The following is an 18,457-nucleotide window of genomic DNA, read 5'->3' as shown; positions in this document are numbered from 1 at the left end:
GACCACGCCCATGATCTCCGTACTCATCATGTATCCACAGACCGCCGACTCGACCTTCGACATGGACTACTACACCTCCACCCACATGCCACTCTTCGCCGAGGTGCTGGGTGACGCCTGCAAGGGCTGGGGTGCCAGCACCGTCAAGGGCGACGAATGGGCCGCCTACGGTTGGGCGATGGTCGAGAGCCAGGAAGCGTTCGATGCCGCCATGGCGGCGGGTGGCGCCAAGGTCATGGCCGACGTCCCCAACTACACCAACATCTCGCCGCAGCTGCTGCTCGGTGAGGTGGCCCACCCGACCAGCTGAGTCGGGGCCTGTCGGCAGCAATCCTCAAGCTTGAAGCAATCGGGTGAAAAATCCTCAAGTCTGATCGGCGGGGTTCCGTTATGAATGAGGACTTCACGGGAAATCTTTTCCGGAGAGTCCCGAGCTGACCGATCCACCGGATCGGCGCTCGTCACACGCCCCCACCCACCCGACCCGAGGAGCTACCACGTGCCCCAGGCTGCCCTTCTTCGACGCGCCATGTTGTCGGTCGCGGCACTCGCCGCCGTCGGCGTGTCGGTCGCAGCAGGTACGGCCGGCAGTGAGCAGGCGGGCTCGGTGCAGCGCAGCCGCAACGAGGTCCATGCCGACTACCTCGCCGCACACGCAACCGTCGCGGCCGATCCGGGGTGGACCGGGGACGGCGCCGCGTGCGATGCCGGGACGATCTCGGTTGCGTATCAGCAGCAGCAGGTCGACCGGATCAATTACTACCGTCGGCTGGCCGGGCTCGAGCACGATGTGGAACTCGACACCGGCATGAGTGCCGAGGCCCAGGAGGCAGCGCTCATCATCTGGGCCAACGCAGCTGTCGATCACAACCCCTCGCCGAGCGCAGCCTGCTACAGCGAGACCGGTGCAACGGGATCGTTCAACTCCGATCTCTACCAGCGCACGGGCTTCGACGCCTTGCGGGGTTTCATGGAGGATCCGGGGGAGGCCAACGTGAGCGTTGGACACCGGAACTGGTTGCTGATGCCGCAGCTGCGCAGCGTCGGGATCGGTGAGGTGCCCACCACCGCCTCCGAGGTCGACGGGGGTTACGCCGTCAACTTCCGAAACGGCTTCGAGCTCGAGAAGGACACCGCTGTGGTTGCCTGGCCCAGCGCCGGCTACTTCCCCGAGGAGCTGGTCGACGAGCGGTGGTCGGTGTCGATCTACGGGGCCGACTTCTCGAACGCCTCGGTTGCGGTCCGCCGAGACGGCGAGCCGATCGATGCGCCGATCGTGTTCAACGAACGACGCCCCGGCGTGCTTCCCGCCTCGATCATCACGTTCACGCCCGAAGGCATCGACGACGCGGTCGACGGAAGAGACACGCGCTACGAGGTGAGCATCACCGGGGTGGTGAGCGATGTCGGGTCGACGATCGAGTACGAGGTCGTCACCTTCGACGCCGAAGCGCCGCTCGCCGACTGACGGCTCATCGCACCGCCGGGCGTCGGTCCATCCGGGGTGCCACACTGCTGGGACGCCCACGCTTCCGGAGGACCACCCATGCTCACCATCACTCCGCTCAGCGGCACGGTCGGTGCCGAAGTGGCCGGGATCGATCTCGCTGTCGATCTCGGCGATGACGAGATCGGCGAGCTCCGGGAGGCGTTCCTCGACCATCACGTGTTGGTTTTCAGGGAGCAACAGCTGACTCCCGAGCAGCAGATGTCGTTCGGCCGACGCTTCGGTGAGCTCGACACGCATCCGTTCGTCGAGTCGAACCCGGCCTACGCCGAGGTGCTCGAGATCGTGACCGAGCCCGAGGACCGAGCGAACTTCGGTGGTGGGTGGCACACCGACCTGACGTTCCTCGACGAACCCGATCTGGGATCGATCCTCTACGCAGTCGAGGTCCCGCCGGTCGGGGGTGACACGCTGTTCGCCAACCAGCACGCCGCATATGACGCCATGAGCGTTCCGATTCGCCAGATGCTCGACGGTCTCGTCGCCACCCACTCCGCCGGTCCGCAGTACGGCGCCGGTGGTTACTCGACCCGATCGAAGGCGATGCAAACCAAGGACGCCGATCTGGTGGATCGCGTCGTCGAACACCCGGTCGTCCGCACCCATCCCGAAACGGGGCGCAAGGGGTTGTACGTCAACCCGGCGTTCACCACCGGCATCCGAGGACTGCGACGCGACGAGTCGCAGGCGATGCTCGACCTGTTGTTCCGTCAAGCGGTGAAAGAACCGTTCACCTGCCGGGTCCGGTGGGAGCCGGGCACGCTGACGATGTGGGACAACCGGAGCGTGCAGCACTTCGCGCTGCACGACTACGCCGGGCATCGCCGTCACATGCGCCGCATCACGATCAAGGGAGATCGTCCGGTGTGACTCGGTGCGGCTCCGAGGCGAACACGCCGAAGAACACCGCCGCCGCTCCGATGAACACGGCGTTGGCGCCGATGGCGACCGGGATCGAGGTGGCGTCCGCCAACATGCCGCTGAGCACCGGTGAACCCACGACGCCGATGTCGCCGAACGTCCGGTACATGCCCATCGCCATGCCTCGTTTTTCGTCGCCCACTAGGTCGGCGACGAACGCCGCCGGTGCGGGCCCGGTGATTCCCGAGCCGATGGCCGAGATCGTGAGCCCGATCACGAACAGCGTGAGCGATTCGGCGACCGAGACCAGACCCATGCCCACCGCCATGAGTGCCGCCGTCGGGACGATGAGGATCTTGCGTCCGAATCGGTCGGCGGCCCATCCCGCAGGCCAGATCAGCACCAGCCCGATCACACCGAGAAGGGTGAACAACAGCCCGAGCTCGGAGACCTCGAGCCCGAACGCCGCGCTGAGGTGGAGCGGCACCAGCGTCTGGCGAACACCGGCTCGGATCGAGAACACGCCGATGGCGACGAAGCCGACGGCCAAGAAATCGACCGACCGCAACAGGTCGAGCCTCGATACCGCGGTGCCGCCGATGCCGGTGTTCGAGCGCTCGTCGGTGGGCGCCGATGTCGGTCGAGTTTCCGGCAGCCGGAGGTAGCCGTAGATCGCCGTGAAGAGGGCGGCGCCGGCGACGACGAGGAACGGTGCCGACAAGCCGTATCGGTCGGCGAGGAAGCCTCCCAACGCCGGGCCCGCGCTCACGCCGGCGAGCAACGCTCCCTGGTTCGTGGCGATGAACCGACCTCGTTGCTCGGGGCCGGCGATGTCGAGCAGGTAGATCTGGGCACCAGTCATGTACAGACCCGAGCCGAGGCCAGCGATGAAGCGGAAGGCGAGCAGGACCCAGATCGACGGCGAGATGCCCGAACCGAACATGCCAACGGCCGTCACGAGCGGGCCACCGATGAGCAGGAACCGTCGACCCCGCTGGTCGGCCACGACGCCGGCGGGGATGTTGACCACGAGCCGAGCCAGGCCGAAGGCGGTGACGGTGGCGCCGATGAGGGCGGTGCTCACTCCGAAATCGTCGGCGTAGAGGGGGAGGACCGGGCTGACCACACCCTGGCCCGCCATCACCATCACCGTGGAGAAACAGATGGCGATCAGGCGCTCGTACTTCATTCGTGCGACGTTAGGTCACGGCGCGGTGCGGCTGTGACTTGTGCCCGGTCGGACCAGCTCGAAGACATCCACCCAAGGTCTTGGCCGTTTGTCTACGTATCGTGGCCTGTTGCTGCAAGGAGCGTTCGCCATGAGTGACCACGAGATCGACCCGTTCTTCCCCGACGCTCAGCCGGTGGACGCCGGCTTCGCGTCGCTCGGACTGCGAGCCGAACTACTGTCGGCACTCGAGGGCCTCGGCTACGAGTCGCCAACCCCGATCCAGCGCGAGACCATTCCGCTGCTGCTGTCAGGGCGCGACATGCTCGGGCAAGCGGCAACGGGCACGGGGAAGACGGCCGCGTTTGCGCTGCCGATCCTCCACGGCATCGGGCCTGGGGCCGCCGCGATCCCGACGGCGCTGGTGCTCGTACCGACGAGGGAGCTGGCCGTACAGGTGAGCGAGGCGTTTGCCGGCTACGGGCGCGATCTCGGGATCAAGGTGGTGGCGGTCTACGGCGGCCAGCCCATCGGTCGGCAGCTCGGCGCCCTCGATCGTGGCGTGCACGTCGTGGTTGCCACCCCCGGCCGTGCGCTCGATCACATCAAGCGCCACTCGCTCGAACTCGATCAGATCCGCACCGTCGTTCTCGACGAGGCCGACGAGATGCTCGACATGGGGTTCACCGAAGACATCGAGGCCATTCTCGAAAAGACACCGGCCGACCGCCAGACGGTCATGTTCTCGGCCACCATGCCTCCTCGCATCAATGCCATCGCCGAGCAGCATCAGCGCGATCCGGCTCGCATCCAGATCGCCAAGGCCGACGCCGATGCTGCGAAGGCGCTCATTCGCCAGACCGTCTACATGGTGCAGAAGGCGCACAAGGCCGCAGCGCTCGGACGCATCCTCGACGTCGAGGCCCCCTCGTCGGCCATCGTCTTCTGCCGGACCCGGTCAGAAGTCGACGAGCTGACCGAGACCATGAACGGCCGCGGCTACCGAGCGGAAGCGCTCCACGGTGGCATGGACCAGCTCCAACGAGATCGAGTGATGGCACGTCTTCGTGAGGGAACGGCGCAGTTGTTGGTCGCCACCGACGTGGCCGCGCGCGGACTCGATGTCGACACGCTCACGCACGTGGTGAACTACGACGTGCCAACGGCACCCGAGAGCTACGTTCACCGCATCGGACGAGTGGGGCGCGCCGGTCGCGAAGGCGTCGCCATCACGCTGGCCGAGCCACGGCAGAAACGGCTCCTGCAGAACATCGAGCGCGTCACCAAGCAGACCTTCACGATGAGCACGGTGCCGACGGTGGCCGACCTGCGAGCTCGCCAACTCGATCTGACCGTCACCGCTGTGCGCGAAGCGCTGGCTTCCGACGACCTCGACGACTTCAACGCCGTGTTGAACGCGCTGGCGGGCGAGGACTCGGATCGCAACATCGCGCTGGCCGCCATCAAGCTGCTGCATCAGGCCAACAACCCGGCGGTCGACGAGATCGACATTCCCGATGCATCGGTGCGGGGGTCGAAGTTCGACCGTTCGAACAAGGGCGATCGCAGTCGCTCGGGTGGTGACCGTGGTCGCGGCGATCGAGGCGACCGCAGCGACCGGGGTGACCGTGGTCGCAGCGATCGAGGTGACCGCAGCGACCGGGGTGACCGTGGACAACGGGGCGGCGACCGCGGCGGTAGGTCGGGTGGCCGACCGAACGAGCGGCGCAGCGGCGAGACGGCATCGATCTATGTGGGCGTCGGTCGGAAGGGTGGCATGCGCCCCGGCGATCTGGTGGGGGCAATCGCGAACGAAGCCGGACTCCAGGGACGCGAGATCGGACCCATCCAGATCAGCGACCACTTCTCGGTGGTCGGCGTGCCCGAGGAAGCCGCCGAGCGAGTGATCAAGGCGATCAACAACACCTCGATCCGGGGCAAACGGGCCAAGGTGCGCCGCTTCGTCGACTGAGCCTCGGGGGCTCGCTGCACCCTGCCACTGGGCGAGAGGGCCACTGGGTGAGAGGGCCACTGGGTGAGAGGGCCACGGGGTTGGAGGGCCACGGGGTTGGACGGCCGCTGCGTTGCAGGGCCGCCGCGTGAGAGGGCCGCTGCGTTCTGACAGACTCGGCGCATGACACTTGCGATCGTGACCGGCGGATCGACCGGTATCGGCCTTGCCATCGTGCGAGCCCTCCTCGACCAGAACGTCGCCTCCGAGGTGGTGGTGTGGGATCTCCGCCCTGCGGCCGATGAGCCGTTGCTCGACGGCGTGACCCAGGTGGTGTGCGACGTCACCGATGAAGACTCGGTGCTCGAGGCGTTCGCATCCCTCGGGCGACCGCCGTCGATCCTCGTCAACAACGCCGGCGGTGACCCCAATCCGCCCGGAACGGCACGCGGAGGTTTGGCGGGGCCTGATCCCTTCGGCTCGGTCGAGGAGTTCCGGCGCATGGTCGACCTCAACTTCGTCTCGGCCCATGTCGTCACGAGCGTCGTCGGTCCGTCGATGCCGTCGGGTTCGGCGATCTGCAACACGGCGTCGATCGCCGGCCAGCGTCCCGGTGGGCTGTTCGCCTACGGGGCCGCAAAGGCGGCGATGATCCATTGGACGAAGTCGATGGCGCTCTACCTCGGCGAGCGACGCGTGCGGGTCAACGCGGTGGCCCCGGGCATCATCCGGACCCGACTCTGGGAGGAGATGGCGCCCGAGCGCGCGGCGTATGACGCCATGATCGAGCAGTTCATGCCGCTGGGTTCCGACCAGTCACCTTCCGACATCGCCAACGCCGTCGCCTTCCTCTGCTCCGACGCAGCCGCCCAGATCACCGGCCAGGTGATCGCCGTCGACGGCGGCATGACCCTCGGCCGCCCACCCGCCAAACCCTGACCCCTGTGCCCCCACCCACCCGAAAACCACCGCACCTTTGGAGAGTTGACACCTCTGAGCGGCATCAACTCTCCAAAGTTGCGATGCCTCAGATGGCGGTGGGGGCGTCGTTCGCGTGTTCGGCGCTGTAGAGGTGATCAACGACGAGGTCGAACACCCAGTCGCCGTCGATGGTCTCGGGCGAGACGGCCTCGTCGTTGAGCACCGATGAGAATCGTTCGCTCGCCTCGGTGGATGCGCCGACGAAGGCCATGTCCCACCCGCCGAACTGTCGGGCTTCGACCGGTTGCTCGGCGATCATCACCACCTTGGCGTGGCGAGGGTCGGCGAGAATCCGTTCGTGGGTGGCGATGACGGCGTCCTCCGGGCCCTCGAGCACCTGGGCGAAGCAGCCGTCGTTGAACATGAGCGCGCCGGTGATCGATGCCTCGGCGTTGCGTTGCCGTGAGGCCACCAGGATCTGCTCGACGGATGCCACCACCTCGTCGCGGCTACCGAGGATCAGGTTCTGGCTGACGTAGATCAGACGAATCAGGTTGCTCTCGATCATGGTTCGTCCTCCGGAGACGCGTCTCGGTCGGAGCTTCGGTCATCGATTCCCCGTCATGAGCCGCCCACCCCAAGGCAACTTTGGCGAGTTGGCACCTCTGAGCGGCATCAACTCTCCAAAGTTGCGTTGGGGTTGGGGTGGGGGAGGCGCAAATTCGGGGCGGGGGAGTGGGGCGTACGACAGACTCGGGGTCATGCGCCACGACGTCGAGCGATGAGGGCCCGTGACCCGCGCCTGATCTATCTGGCGAATGGGGTGATCTTCGTCGCGATGATGCGGGCGTACTGGACCGCGCTCGCCATTCGTGTGGCCATCGACCTGGCGCTGCCACCGCTGCAGCTCGTGCTCCTCGGCACGGCGATGGAACTCACCATCCTCGTGTCGGAAGTTCCCACCGGTGTCGTCGCCGACGTGGTGAGCCGGAAGCTCTCGGTCGTGCTGTCGTTCTTGCTGATCGGTGGTGCCGAGATCGTCGCCGGTTCGGTGTCGGGGTTCCCGGCGCTTCTTGCCACGCAAATGCTGTTCGGGTTCGGCTACACGTTCCAGAGCGGAGCCGAGACGGCCTGGATCACCGATGAGATCGGCTCGGCGGCCGAGGCCGAGCCGCTCGTGCTGCAGCGGGGTCGATGGCAGATGCTGGCGGCCGTGGTGGGTATCGGCGGTGGTGCTGCCCTGTCGCTCTTGACGTCGCTGACAACGACGATCGTCATCGCCGGAGCCGTGACGCTGATCTGGGGTGTCGGGCTGGCCGTGGTCATGCCCGAACACGGCTTCTCCCGTCGCCAGAGCGCCGGTGGATCTCGGAGCAGCATCTCGGAGGGGTTGGCAGACATGCGCGACACATTCCGACTGGGAACGGTGGCGGCGAGGCGGGTGCCGGCCCTGCGCGTCTTGCTCGTCGTGATGATCATGATCGGTGTGGCTTCCGAAGCCGTCGATCGCCTCGATTTGCGTCGCCTCGACCAGGTTGGCCTGTCCGCCGACACCAACGAGATCGCGGCCGTCGCCGTCATCGCCGCGCTTCAGTCGGCACTGGCCGGGTTCGCACTGTGGTTGTCCCGCAACCGGCTGTCCGAGCGTCGCCTCGCCACCGGTTTGGGCGTGCTGCTGGCGCTCGCCGGTGCGTCGATCGCCCTGCTCGCCGTCGTGCCGGTGCTGCCGGTGGCCGCCGTCGGCCTCGTCCTCCAGGGAGCCTTCCGCAATGCGGCCGGGCCGGTGACCGTGGCCTGGACCAACGCGCACGCCGAGAGCAGCCATCGAGCAACGATCCATTCGTTCGTCGGCCAGGCCGAGGCGACGGGAGAGATCGGCGGAGGGATCATCCTCGGGAGCCTCGCCGCACTCACGAACGTGTCGCTGGCAATGTCGTGCTCGGTGGTGCTGTTCATCGGTGCGTCGGTCCTGGCGCTTCGAGCCGAGCGGTCGTGGTGATCTATGGTCCGCTCATGCTGATCTCGTCGACCCCCATCACCCTCACCGGACCGGCCAGAGCCCCGAAGCAGATGCTCGCCGGGCAGACCTATGACGGGCATCTGAGTGTGCACGACGACGAGACGGCCGAGAAGCTCGGGCTGCCCGGTGCGCCAATCGAAGGGCCGACCCACTTCAGCCAGTTCGATCCGATGCTCGCGTCGTTGTGGGGCAGCCGCTGGTTCGAGCGGGGCACGCTCAGCTCGCACTTCCTCACGATGGTGGTGGAGGGCGAGGAGGTGACCGCCTCGGTGTCGATCGACGGACCCGGTGCCACGACGGCCAAGCTGTACGCCGAGAAGGCCGACGGCACGCCGGTGCTCGAAGGCACGGCATCGATCGACGGCCTCGGCTCGATCGACGGAGCGGAGTCCGGAACGGCGCTGGCGACACGACTGGCCAAAGTCCAATCCAGCCCGCCCGGCGATCTCTACATCATCGATCAGATCAGCGTCGGCCAGCGGGGTGAGGAGGCCGAGACCATTCGCATCGGCGTCGATGACCATCTGGGCAACCTCTACCCGTTCTCCCTCCGCCAGAAGCTCGACAAGATCACCGAGCCGATGCGGTGGTACGAGTCCGGTGCCGACGACAATCCATGGGGGCGGCCCATCATCCCGATCGAGATGATGAGTGTGATCACGCACTCGGGCTCGAAGCGAGTGGGGTTCAAAACCCGCCAGCCGTCGGTGGGACTCTTCATCGATCTCGAAGTCCAGATGGTCGCCGGACCGGTCTTCCGCGACCACCCGTACCGCGTCGAACGCGAGGTCGTGGCGCTCGGGCAGAGTCGGCGCACCGAGTCGTACTGGACACTGACCACGTTGACCGACGACGAGACCGACAACCTGGTTGCCAGGGTGCTCCTCCACCAGGGCGTGTTCAAGGCCTCCTACGCCGACTACCCGAGTGATCGCTGAGCGATCAGTGGAGTAGGGCGATCCCGGACTCACCGCCGAAGGCGTAGAGGAGCAGGTCCTCGAACACTGCCGGATCGCGCAACTGATTCACGAGGCCGTACGCCACGCTCCGGCGTGAGGGCTCGACCGGCTCGTCGGCGCCCTCCCAGGCTTCGACCGGACGGATCACCTCGGTGGCCGGGCCCTCACGCCACTGCGTCCACGGCACCGTCGTGTCGATGACCGACCGGAGGATCCGTTCGGGTGCGTCGCCCACTCGAGTCCAGAACACCTCGACGGCTCCGGGGACCACACGAACGGCGCAGTGGCGCATGTCGGGTTCGAAGAGCATTGGCCCGACCTCGGCGATGTCGATCCGACCCTCGGGGAGCCGGTAGAGCTGGCCGGGCATGGCCAGCCCGTAGGTGGCGCCGTCGACGTCGAAGACCCTGAGGTATGTGCGCTCGAGCGTTGCCGGCTCGGCCACGAAGTCGATCCCGTTGTGGGAGACCGCCCGTCGGGTGACCTGGCGGGCGAGGCCCTCGAGTCCGTGGAAGTACATCACGAACTGTCGCCCTCGGATGTGGACATCGGGCGACGCGATGTGTGGTGTGGTGACCTCGGTTCGCACATCGTGCAGCAGTCCGAGCCGGGCGTAACGCGCCTCGATCGCCGCCATCTGCTCGTCGGTGGCGGTTGGCGGTGTCACCGGGAAGCCGGAGTCGGCCAGGTGAAGCGACCCCGGCGCGTACACGGTCCAGGGGCCGGCCGGATCATCGGCGTACGCCAGCCGGATGTAGCTGCCCTTGTGATCGGCGAAGTACAGGTAGATGGCGCCGAGCCGGTCTTCGACCCACGCCGGGACGCGAATCATGCTCGGCCCCTGGATGTTCTCGCCGATGCTTGGATGACTCGAGGCGTCGATCAAGTGGGTGCGGCGCAAGGCCATGACTCGTCGTTCCTCGAGCGACGAGGCGCGCTCAGGTGATGGCGCCGCCGGGATGGCTTTCGTTGTGCTTGACCGTGAGCATCTTCCACACGTCGTCGGCGCTCATGGCCAAGTGCTCGTGTTCGGTGAGCGCATGGATGACCTCTTTGAGACTGGTGGACAGGTGCTCGGACTTGGCGAGCGCCTCGGGATGGATATCGCCGTGGTGCTCCTGGCTCAGGAACGCAGAGAGGTCGTCGGCGCTCGCCGCCAACTGGGTCAGATGGTGAGCGAGCGTGCCGTCCTCGTTGGCTGGATCGGTCATTCCGTCATCTCCATTCGTCGGCATCTGCAGTGTTCGGTGGTTCACCGGCAAGCCTACGCCGGTGAACCACCAGGTGACAGATCGGTCAGGGGGTCGCGACCGTCAGGCGTTCGCCTCGGCGGGAAGCCAGGCGCTGTAGCCACCGATGATGTCGGAGACATCGCTGAATCCGGCTTGACGAAGCACGCTCGCCGCCACCGAGGACCGGTATCCACCGGCGCAGAACACGACGGTCGGACGGTTGGGGTCGAGCTGGTCGACCATGCTCGGCAACTGACCGACGGGAATGAGCGTGGCCCCAGCGAGCGAGCCGAGTGCGTGCTCGCCGGGATTGCGCACATCGACGATCTGGAGATTGTCGAGCGCAGCGGCCCGCTCTTCGTACTCCGAACGGGTGAGGCGTGACGCCTGCTCGACCATGCCCGGGTTCTCGACCATCACCCGGAGGGGCTGGGCGAGGTAGCCGACCACCTTGTCGAACCCGATACGGGCCAGACGGTTCCGAGCTTCGATCTCGAAGCCCTCGTCGACCACGAGCACGATGTCGGCGTCGCTCGGCACGACGGAGCCCGCGAATTCGGCGTAGCGGCCATTGAGCCCGACATTGATGGAGCCGGCGAGATGACCTCGGGCGAACTCTTCGGGGTCGCGGCCGTCGAGGAGGAGGGCGCCGCGGGCGACCTTGTTCTCGACCTCGGCCAGCGTCAGCGCCGTCGGCATCGAGGTCTCGTCGAGCAGCGGACGTTCCTTGCGGTTGAGGATGGCGTCGTAGACGAAGTAGTCCGGTGCCGGTGGCTGGCCCTCGGTGACGAGATCGACGAAGGTCTTCTTGTCGGGAGCGAGCAGCGCGTAGTTGTTGCTTCGCTGTTCGCCGATCGTCGACTGGGTCTCGGTCGACAGGTTCTTGCCGCACGCCGAGCCGGCGCCGTGGCCGGGGAACACCCGGGTGGCATCGGGGAGGGGGAGCAACTTGGTGTGGAGGCTGTCGTAGAGCTTGTCGGCGAGCTCGTCGCGAGTGAAGCCGATCGAGGCGAGCAGGTCGGGACGGCCGACGTCGCCGATGAAGAGCGTGTCGCCGGTGAGGACGCCGTAGGGCACGGTGTCATCGGCGTGTTCGTAGACCACGATGCTGATCGATTCCGGGGTGTGGCCGGGGGTGTGGAGAATCTCGATCTGGACGTCGCCGAGCGAGATGCGCTCACCGTCGCCCAGGGGGCGGAAAGCGAACTCGGGTGAGGCCACCGACGAGAAGCCGATCTCGGCCCCGGTGGCTTCGGCCAGCTCGAGGTGGCCGGAGAGGAAGTCGGCATGGAAGTGGGTCTCGAGGATGAGCTCGATCGTGAGGCCGGCGGCCGCCGCATCGTTGACGTATTCATCGATGTCGCGGCGGGGGTCGACCACCACGGCCCGTCCGGTGGTCTCATCGCCGATGAGATAGGAGGCCTGTGAGAGGCAGTCGAGGTAGTACTGCGTGAACTTCATGCTTCGCTCCCTGTTCGGTGTTCGCTTGGGTATCGATGGGTCTTCGATCGAGAGGTTCGGCGTCGAGCCACCGATCGTGTCGGCCAGTTGTTTGAATGTACGGACAATTGTACACCATGTGATTCCGCCTCGCACCACCATGGGCCATTGGGCCCATTCCGAGGCGCCCTGCCCATGTTGCCGAGGGTTGCAACTGGTGCACGCTGGAGTCCATGACCACTCGGCTCCGCCTCCGTCGCACCCTCACTGCCGCCGCTCTCAGCCCCGTGCTGGCGCTGGCAACGCTCGGTCCGGCCGCAGCGCTCGATCCGCCGACGGTCAACGATCCGGCGGTGGAAGTGGCGACCGACAACGGCGACCTCTTTGCCTCGCCATGTCCGGAGATGACCGACTCGGTGTACCGGCTCTACCGGGCATTCTTCGGACGGGAGCCCGATGCCGTCGGGTGGCAGTACTGGATGGAGGTCTACGTCGCCCCCACCACCAATCTCGAGACGATCGCCAACGACTTCGTGCTCTCCGACGAGTTCCGTGCGACCTACGGGCCGCTGAGCAATGGCGACTTCGTGCGGCTGGTCTACAACAACGTGATGGGGCGCGAACCCGACCAGGCGGGCTACGACCACTGGGTCGGCTCGCTCGACACCGGCTACTCCCGGGGCGCGGTGATGATCGCCTTCAGCGAATCGGCCGAGTACGTGGCGCTGACCGACACCTGGCCTCCGCTCGCCGGGTACCTCCAGTGGTACGGACGTCCCCTCCAGTTCGCCTGCGGCAACGGACCGGTCATCGTGACGCCCGAACAGCAGACCGCCTTTGCCGACCTGATGATCTGGAACGACGCAGGCGAACCCGTCAGCTACCGCATGGGCGTCGAGACACCCGGCGGCACACTGATGGACGACTACCACCAGCTCGACGCCTCGAGCTACTCGATCTACTGGAACATGGAAATCGCGGTGATCGGCGGACGCTCGCTCATCATCGAGTTGCCCGACCGCAACGACGTGTTCTGGACCGCCGTGTTCTACGACGCCCCGCACGCCCCCGATCGTTCGCCCTACACCGATGGCTTCGGGGTGTTCGCTCGTACCGGTGCGCCGGTCGACGATGCCTCGTCGCTGCTGGCCGCCGTCGACGGTGGCGCTGAGATCGGGTTCGCCGACTGGGGTCGATGAACCCGACCCCGGCCGGTCACGGTCGGGCGAGCCGCTCGGCCACCGCTGCTCGATAGCGCCGGACGTTGGCGAGCTTCACGGTGTCGAACCCTCGGACCATGTCGGCGAGCGACGCAATCTCGACCGCTCGTTCGTAGGAATCGGCGGTGAGATCGCCGAGCAGGAGATCGACGAGTTCGGTGTATTCGCCGATGAGGGCACGTTCGGTTCGCCGCTCCTCGGTCCGGCCGAACGGATCGAGTCGGGTGCCCCGCAGCTTCTTGGTGCGCAGGATGCCCTTGAACATCGCCCGGCCTGCCGCCTCGGGAACGGCCACCTTCTTGTCGTAGCCGACTGCCTTCATGGTGGGCGGCTTGAGCTGGTAGCTCATGGATCCGGCGATGCCGCTGGACTCCTGGTCGAACCGGAGGGCCAACCGAGCCACCTCGTACTCGTCCTTGTAGGCCATGAACTTGTAGAGATGGCGGGCCACCGCCTGACTCAGCTCGGTCCTCGATCCCACGAGCCCGGCCTCGAGCGTGCGCACCTCACGGATCTTCGCCACGTAGCTCTCGGCGTAGGCGGCGTCTTGCCACTCGATCAGTTCGGGGATCCGCCACGCCAGGATGTCGGACAGCGCCGGATCGACACCGAGGTCGGCGGCCATCGAGTCGAGCGGTGGCGGGACGGCGACGGTGGCGTCGTCGACGTCGAGCGCCTCGAGAAGGCTGGGGTCGGCAGCGATGCGGCGACCGAGGCGGAACGCTTCCAGGTTGGTGGCAACGGCGACACCATTGAGCTCGATCGCTCGCTCGAGGCTTGCGCTCGACACCGGCAGCAGGCCCTGCTGGTAGGCGAGACCGAGCACCAGCACGTTCGCTGCGGGCTGTGACGACCACTGTCGGCGGGCGATGCCGGCGGTATCGAGCCAGAGGCTGTCGAGCGTGGCGGCCTCGACGACGGAGCGGAAACGCTCGAGCGCCGGGAAGGTCTCGTCGCCTCGCCCCGACACCATGGCACCGGTCGGGATGAGGCCGGTCGAGATGATGGCGCGAGTGCGGTCTTCGCTGGCCCGGTCGAGGTTCTTCGATGCAGCGACGAGGTCGAACACCAACATGGCATCGGCAGTGTCGACCCGATTCGATGCGCTGGCACCCGACGTATCCGCCGATGCGGGGTCGTCGGCGGTGATCCTCACGTTCGAGACGACCGGCCCGCCCTTTTGTGCGAGCCCGGTTTGATCCAGGCCGTTGGAGTGTTTGCCGTCGAGCATGGCGGCGGTGGCGAGCACCTGGCTCACCGTGACGACACCCGTGCCACCGATGCCGATGAGCAGCACGTCGGCCGAATCGGGGATCGCGGGTTCAGGCGGCAGCTCGCCGTCGGCGACCCTGGCCGGCGAGCCGCCTCGACGAGGGGTCGTCGGCGGTGCGTCGGGGTCGATCTCGATCGTGACGAAGGCCGGGCAGTTGCCGTTGAGACAGGTCAGGTCGTAGTTGCATGACTCCTGATGGATCTGGGTCTTGCGGCCGAACGGGGTCTGTACCGGGTGCACGCTGGCGCAGTTCGACACCTCGCCGCAGTCGCCACAGCCCTCGCAGATGGCTTCGTTGATCACCACACGAGTGGTCGGGGTCGCGACCAGTCCCCGTTTGCGATCACGCCGGAGTTCGGCGGCGCATCCCTGGTCGTAGATCAGCACGGTGACGCCTTCGATCTCGCGAAGCTCACGTTGCACGGCGTCGAGCTGGTCGCGGTGCTCGACCCGAACACCCTTGGCCATCGGCTCGGTGTAGCGCTTGGGGTCGTCGCTGACCACGACGGTCGTGTCGACACCTTCAGCGGCCAGCCAGTGCGTGAGTGCGGGGACCTCGATGTTGCCGGCGGCGTCCTGGCCACCGGTCATGGCGACGGTGCCGTTGTACAGGATCTTGTAGGTGATGGTGGTGCCGGCGGAGACGGCCTGGCGGATGGCGAGCGAGCCGGAGTGGGCAAGCGTGCCGTCGCCCAGGTATTGGAAGCGGTGCGTGTCGTCGACGAACGGCGACATGCCGACCCACTGCGCACCCTCGCCGCCCATGTGGGTGACACCGTGGACGCCGCGCTCCATGTAGAGCGACATCGAGTGGCAGCCGATCCCGCCGTGGGCGACCGAGCCTTCAGGAATGACCGTGGAGCGGTTGTGCGGGCATCCCGAACAGAAGTGGGCGGTACGGCCGGGGAGCTCGGCGGTGATGAGCGGGATGCGTGCCCGCTCGGACGCCAACCGGTCGGCCGGAAGGAAGACCTCGAGCCGTCGACGCAGCGGAGCGACGAGGTCATCGGCAACCAGGCCTCCGTGGCTCGCGAACAGCTCGCCGCGATCGTCGCGTTTGCCGTGAACGGCGGGCGTGTCGGCATGCCCATAGAGGAGGTCGCGGATCTGGCTCTCGATGAACGATCGCTTCTCCTCGACGACGACGATCTCGCGGAGGCCTTCGGCGAACCGCCGCAACGACGACGGCTCGAGCGGCCAGATCATGGCCGGCTTGTAGAGGCGGATGCCGGAGGCGGCGAGGTCGGCATCGGATCGCAGGCCGAGCCGCCCGAGCGCGTCGCGCAGTTCGCCGTACATCGAGCCGGCGGCGACAATGCCGAGTTCGGCTGGGCCCGCACCGATGATCCGATCGATGCCCTGCGCGGCCACGAACGCCTTCGCAGCATCGAGGCGACTGACCATCATCTCGCGCTCGAGTTCGAGTGAGAACGGGGCGATGAGCGTGGAGCTCTGCGAATGCCGCCACTCGAGATCGACCGGCGCGATGGTGAGTCGGCCCGGGTGGGGGTCGACCGTGGCGAAGGCGTCGGCAACGTTGGTGACGATCTTGAAGCCGACCCAACTGCCGGAGAACCGAGACAGTTCGTAGCCGTAGCGGCCGAAGTCGAGGACCTCCTGCACCGATCCTGGGTAGAGGGTCGGCATGGCGAGGTCGGCAAGGGCCCACTCCGACGCCGAGGCGATGGTGGAGGACTTGCAGGAAGGATCGTCACCAGCCACTGCGAGCACGCCACCGCAGTGGTCGACGCCCGAGGTGTTGGCATGGCGGAGGGCGTCGCCGGAGCGGTCGACGCCGGGACCCTTGCCGTACCACATGCCGAGGACGCCATCGAAGCGTGCGGTCGGTTCGAGTGCCGCTTGCTGGCTGCCCCAGACGATCGTGGCGCCCAGGTCTTCGTTGACGCCGCTGATGAACCGGACGTTGTTGGCCTCGAGCACAGCTCGATCGGCATCGTAGGCACCATCCATACCGCCGACGGGTGAGCCGCGATAGCCGGCGATCATGGCGGCGGTGCGCTGCCCTCGCTCCGCGTCGGCTCGGATCTGGTCGAGCGGGATGCGGATGACGGCCTGGATGCCGCTCATCGCCACGGTCCGGTCGGTCGCCTCGATGCGGTCGGTCAGCTCATAGTCGGTCACGCCGTGACACTACTGACTCTGCCCGAGCGGCGAGGATCGGAGGAGAACTCAGCCGAGGTCGGCCCAGGCCTCGACCGCGGCGATGGTGTCGCTGGTATCGGCCGCCGGCACGTTGCCCAACTCTTCGTGGGCGTAGCGGATGAACGCAGCCAGCACCTCGGCCAGTCGAGTGCGGTCGTCGACATCGAGCGTCAGTTTTGCCGGTACCCAGTCGTGAAGGAACACCTCGACCGACACCTCGCTCCAGCGCAGCGGATCGTAGGTGCCAACGCCGCCCTTGAACCACAGGAGCCGCTCGAGCAGCGGGAGATGAGCGTCGCCGAGGTCGGCGGCGTGTGGAGAACGAAGGAAGTCCTCGGTCAGCGCCTTGCTGGCGGCTCTGGTCAGCGGTTCGACGAGCGGGGCAACCCCGCCCTCGGGCAGGCGGCCCAGTACCCATTCGGTGAGCGGTCGGATGTCAGGCCAAGTGTCGGTCTCGTAGGGCGGCACGGTGTTGAAGCCGAGATCGATGGCCTCGGCGATACGGGCTCGAGCGACGGCAAGGTCGAGCGGTCGTCGGCTCATGCCGTCCTCGAGTCCCTCGTCGATCACACGGCTGAGATCGTCGAGGTCCATCGGCACGGCGAAGCCGTCGGTCACGACCACACCCTGGTTGTTGTCGATCAGCACGACGATCGAGAAGACCTTGCCGCCGGGGAACCGGACCTCGAGCGTCAGCTGGTCGGCATCGCCCAGGACGTCGACCAACTCGAAGCCGCGTTCGACGGTGGCATCATCGATCCGTCGCAACCAGGTGGGTAGCCAGTCGGTGGCGCCGATGCGCTCGCGTACCTGCTCGAGGGCATCGGTCCGGGGGAGGAGTGAGGCGACGGCGATCGCCAAGGCATCGGTCTCGCGTGCTTCCAGCCCGGCGAGTTCGAGCAGTTGGTCGATGACCTCGTCGTCGGCACGCTCCGACGCATCGAACATCGACTCGGCGCGCTGATCGTTCGAATCGACGAAGGCGGAGGCGAGACCGAGGAGCTCGATCGGATTGGCATCGATCGCCATGCGGATCGAGCGGAACAACGCGAGGTCGCCCTCGTCGAACTCATCGCCGGCGCTCGCGGCAGCGTCGAAGCCGCGCCGAGGGTCGAGTGGCGGAGGGCTGTCGGTGGTCTTCTTCGGCGTGGTGCGACCGCCGCCTTGTTTCTTGCGCGCCATGTGGTGTCCTTCGAGTCCGGGTGTTCAGCGTGACTTGCCCGCAAGGAACAGGCCGATCGACTTGTCGATGCGACGCTGGCGGGTGTCCGCAGCCTTGGCGCCGTTGATGTTGTCGATGTGGTAGCGCTGCAGGCTATTGGACAGGCCGTCGAAGAAGGCTTTCGCCTCGGGATGGGTGACGAACGCAGCAGCGAGGTCGTCGGGAATCTCGACCGAACGCGGCGTGGCATCGACGGTGGCGACCACCACGACCTCGTCTCCGGCCGACAATCCGGCTGCGGTGCGGACGGCAGCACTCACGGGGATCATCGATGTCCCGTTCATGACGCCGACCGTGGTGCGGTACTCGTGACCGTTGAGCGACACACGCAGCGGTGGTTTCTTCCCGGCGCCGAGCTGCTCGATGACCTCGGGCGGTACGACGATGCCGGTCGCCTTCTTGCCTGCGGCCTGATGGAGTTCGGCGGCGAAGGTCGCCGTTGCGGGTGATGCAGCCATCAGGCGGCTCCTCGATCGTCGTCGGTGTGAGAAGGAGCGTAGGTCTGCGATCATGGCTTGAC

General features: G+C 66.8%; 16 protein-coding genes. 8 read left to right on the top strand and 8 right to left on the bottom strand.

What is annotated here, in order from left to right; all coding sequences use genetic code 11:
• The first annotated feature begins 10 nt into the window (after window positions 1–10).
• From R2733_04895 to R2733_04885, 3 genes are all read left to right on the top strand, one after another.
• Complete coding sequence (locus R2733_04895; GenBank protein MEZ5375829.1) at window positions 11–310, top strand: EthD family reductase; 300 nt, start codon at window positions 11–13, stop codon at window positions 308–310.
• A gap of 189 nt (window positions 311–499) precedes the next feature.
• The gene (locus tag R2733_04890; GenBank protein ID MEZ5375828.1) at window positions 500–1,468 is read left to right on the top strand and encodes a CAP domain-containing protein; all 969 of its coding nucleotides are present in this window, start codon (window positions 500–502) and stop codon (window positions 1,466–1,468) included.
• A gap of 78 nt (window positions 1,469–1,546) precedes the next feature.
• Window positions 1,547–2,377: a TauD/TfdA family dioxygenase gene (locus R2733_04885; protein ID MEZ5375827.1), complete on the top strand. Its 831-nt coding sequence runs from the start codon at window positions 1,547–1,549 to the stop codon at window positions 2,375–2,377.
• Here the strand turns inward: R2733_04885 and R2733_04880 are convergent.
• A complete protein-coding gene (locus tag R2733_04880; protein MEZ5375826.1) occupies window positions 2,355–3,557 on the bottom strand; it encodes an MFS transporter in 1,203 nt (400 codons plus the stop codon). The two genes, R2733_04885 and R2733_04880, sit on opposite strands and share 23 nt — an antisense overlap.
• A gap of 130 nt (window positions 3,558–3,687) precedes the next feature.
• On the opposite strand from R2733_04880, the gene R2733_04875 reads away from it, so the two are divergent.
• Both R2733_04875 and R2733_04870 read left to right on the top strand, forming a co-directional pair.
• The gene (locus tag R2733_04875; GenBank protein MEZ5375825.1) at window positions 3,688–5,508 is read left to right on the top strand and encodes a DEAD/DEAH box helicase; all 1,821 of its coding nucleotides are present in this window, start codon (window positions 3,688–3,690) and stop codon (window positions 5,506–5,508) included.
• A gap of 162 nt (window positions 5,509–5,670) precedes the next feature.
• Window positions 5,671–6,426, top strand: coding sequence for an SDR family oxidoreductase (locus R2733_04870; protein MEZ5375824.1), 756 nt, complete (start codon window positions 5,671–5,673; stop codon window positions 6,424–6,426).
• Between the two features lie 88 nt (window positions 6,427–6,514).
• On the opposite strand, the gene R2733_04865 is transcribed toward R2733_04870, so the two are convergent.
• Window positions 6,515–6,976 (bottom strand): BLUF domain-containing protein, encoded by a 462-nt coding sequence (locus tag R2733_04865; GenBank protein MEZ5375823.1) that lies wholly within the window; start codon window positions 6,974–6,976, stop codon window positions 6,515–6,517.
• Window positions 6,977–7,189: 213 nt separating this feature from the next.
• Here R2733_04865 and R2733_04860 point away from each other — a divergent pair, with 213 nt between their 5' ends.
• Both R2733_04860 and R2733_04855 read left to right on the top strand, forming a co-directional pair.
• Window positions 7,190–8,407, top strand: a complete 1,218-nt coding sequence (locus tag R2733_04860; GenBank protein ID MEZ5375822.1) for a hypothetical protein — start codon at window positions 7,190–7,192, stop codon at window positions 8,405–8,407.
• Between the two features lie 14 nt (window positions 8,408–8,421).
• The gene (locus R2733_04855; GenBank protein MEZ5375821.1) at window positions 8,422–9,366 is read left to right on the top strand and encodes a hypothetical protein; all 945 of its coding nucleotides are present in this window, start codon (window positions 8,422–8,424) and stop codon (window positions 9,364–9,366) included.
• A gap of 4 nt (window positions 9,367–9,370) precedes the next feature.
• On the opposite strand, the gene R2733_04850 is transcribed toward R2733_04855, so the two are convergent.
• From R2733_04850 to R2733_04840, 3 genes are all read right to left on the bottom strand, one after another.
• Window positions 9,371–10,294, bottom strand: a complete 924-nt coding sequence (locus R2733_04850; GenBank protein ID MEZ5375820.1) for a hypothetical protein — start codon at window positions 10,292–10,294, stop codon at window positions 9,371–9,373.
• Window positions 10,295–10,325: 31 nt separating this feature from the next.
• On the bottom strand, window positions 10,326–10,598 hold the full coding sequence (locus tag R2733_04845) for a hypothetical protein (GenBank protein MEZ5375819.1): 273 nt from the start codon (window positions 10,596–10,598) through the stop codon (window positions 10,326–10,328).
• 102 nt (window positions 10,599–10,700) lie between these two features.
• Window positions 10,701–12,080, bottom strand: a complete 1,380-nt coding sequence (locus R2733_04840) for an MBL fold metallo-hydrolase (protein MEZ5375818.1) — start codon at window positions 12,078–12,080, stop codon at window positions 10,701–10,703.
• 212 nt (window positions 12,081–12,292) lie between these two features.
• On the opposite strand from R2733_04840, the gene R2733_04835 reads away from it, so the two are divergent.
• Window positions 12,293–13,258, top strand: a complete 966-nt coding sequence (locus R2733_04835; protein MEZ5375817.1) for a DUF4214 domain-containing protein — start codon at window positions 12,293–12,295, stop codon at window positions 13,256–13,258.
• 16 nt (window positions 13,259–13,274) lie between these two features.
• Here the strand turns inward: R2733_04835 and R2733_04830 are convergent, their stop codons facing one another.
• From R2733_04830 to R2733_04820, 3 genes are read right to left on the bottom strand one after another with little or no spacing between them, the layout of a single operon-like run.
• Complete coding sequence (locus R2733_04830) at window positions 13,275–16,694, bottom strand: indolepyruvate ferredoxin oxidoreductase family protein (protein ID MEZ5375816.1); 3,420 nt, start codon at window positions 16,692–16,694, stop codon at window positions 13,275–13,277.
• A gap of 48 nt (window positions 16,695–16,742) precedes the next feature.
• Window positions 16,743–17,897 carry a hypothetical protein gene (locus tag R2733_04825; GenBank protein ID MEZ5375815.1) on the bottom strand — a complete coding sequence of 385 codons (1,155 nt, stop codon included), beginning with the start codon at window positions 17,895–17,897 and terminating at the stop codon, window positions 16,743–16,745.
• 24 nt (window positions 17,898–17,921) lie between these two features.
• The gene (locus R2733_04820; GenBank protein ID MEZ5375814.1) at window positions 17,922–18,395 is read right to left on the bottom strand and encodes a YdeI/OmpD-associated family protein; all 474 of its coding nucleotides are present in this window, start codon (window positions 18,393–18,395) and stop codon (window positions 17,922–17,924) included.
• Between the last annotated feature and the right edge of the window lie 62 nt (window positions 18,396–18,457).

It is taken from the genome of Acidimicrobiales bacterium, from assembly GCA_041394265.1.
GTDB lineage: Bacteria > Actinomycetota > Acidimicrobiia > Acidimicrobiales > SZUA-35 > JBBQUN01.
This window is presented reverse-complemented; position numbering and strand designations above follow the sequence as displayed.

Coding starts and splice junctions, on each gene's coding strand:
- R2733_04895 (MEZ5375829.1), top strand. CDS start 11: ATGATCTCCGTACTCATCATGTATCCACAGACCGCCGACTCGACCTTC.
- R2733_04885 (MEZ5375827.1), top strand. CDS start 1,547: ATGCTCACCATCACTCCGCTCAGCGGCACGGTCGGTGCCGAAGTGGCC.
- R2733_04880 (MEZ5375826.1), bottom strand. CDS start 3,557: ATGAAGTACGAGCGCCTGATCGCCATCTGTTTCTCCACGGTGATGGTG.
- R2733_04875 (MEZ5375825.1), top strand. CDS start 3,688: ATGAGTGACCACGAGATCGACCCGTTCTTCCCCGACGCTCAGCCGGTG.
- R2733_04870 (MEZ5375824.1), top strand. CDS start 5,671: ATGACACTTGCGATCGTGACCGGCGGATCGACCGGTATCGGCCTTGCC.
- R2733_04865 (MEZ5375823.1), bottom strand. CDS start 6,976: ATGATCGAGAGCAACCTGATTCGTCTGATCTACGTCAGCCAGAACCTG.
- R2733_04860 (MEZ5375822.1), top strand. CDS start 7,190: ATGAGGGCCCGTGACCCGCGCCTGATCTATCTGGCGAATGGGGTGATC.
- R2733_04855 (MEZ5375821.1), top strand. CDS start 8,422: ATGCTGATCTCGTCGACCCCCATCACCCTCACCGGACCGGCCAGAGCC.
- R2733_04850 (MEZ5375820.1), bottom strand. CDS start 10,294: ATGGCCTTGCGCCGCACCCACTTGATCGACGCCTCGAGTCATCCAAGC.
- R2733_04845 (MEZ5375819.1), bottom strand. CDS start 10,598: ATGACCGATCCAGCCAACGAGGACGGCACGCTCGCTCACCATCTGACC.
- R2733_04840 (MEZ5375818.1), bottom strand. CDS start 12,080: ATGAAGTTCACGCAGTACTACCTCGACTGCCTCTCACAGGCCTCCTAT.
- R2733_04835 (MEZ5375817.1), top strand. CDS start 12,293: ATGACCACTCGGCTCCGCCTCCGTCGCACCCTCACTGCCGCCGCTCTC.
- R2733_04825 (MEZ5375815.1), bottom strand. CDS start 17,897: ATGGCGCGCAAGAAACAAGGCGGCGGTCGCACCACGCCGAAGAAGACC.
- R2733_04820 (MEZ5375814.1), bottom strand. CDS start 18,395: ATGGCTGCATCACCCGCAACGGCGACCTTCGCCGCCGAACTCCATCAG.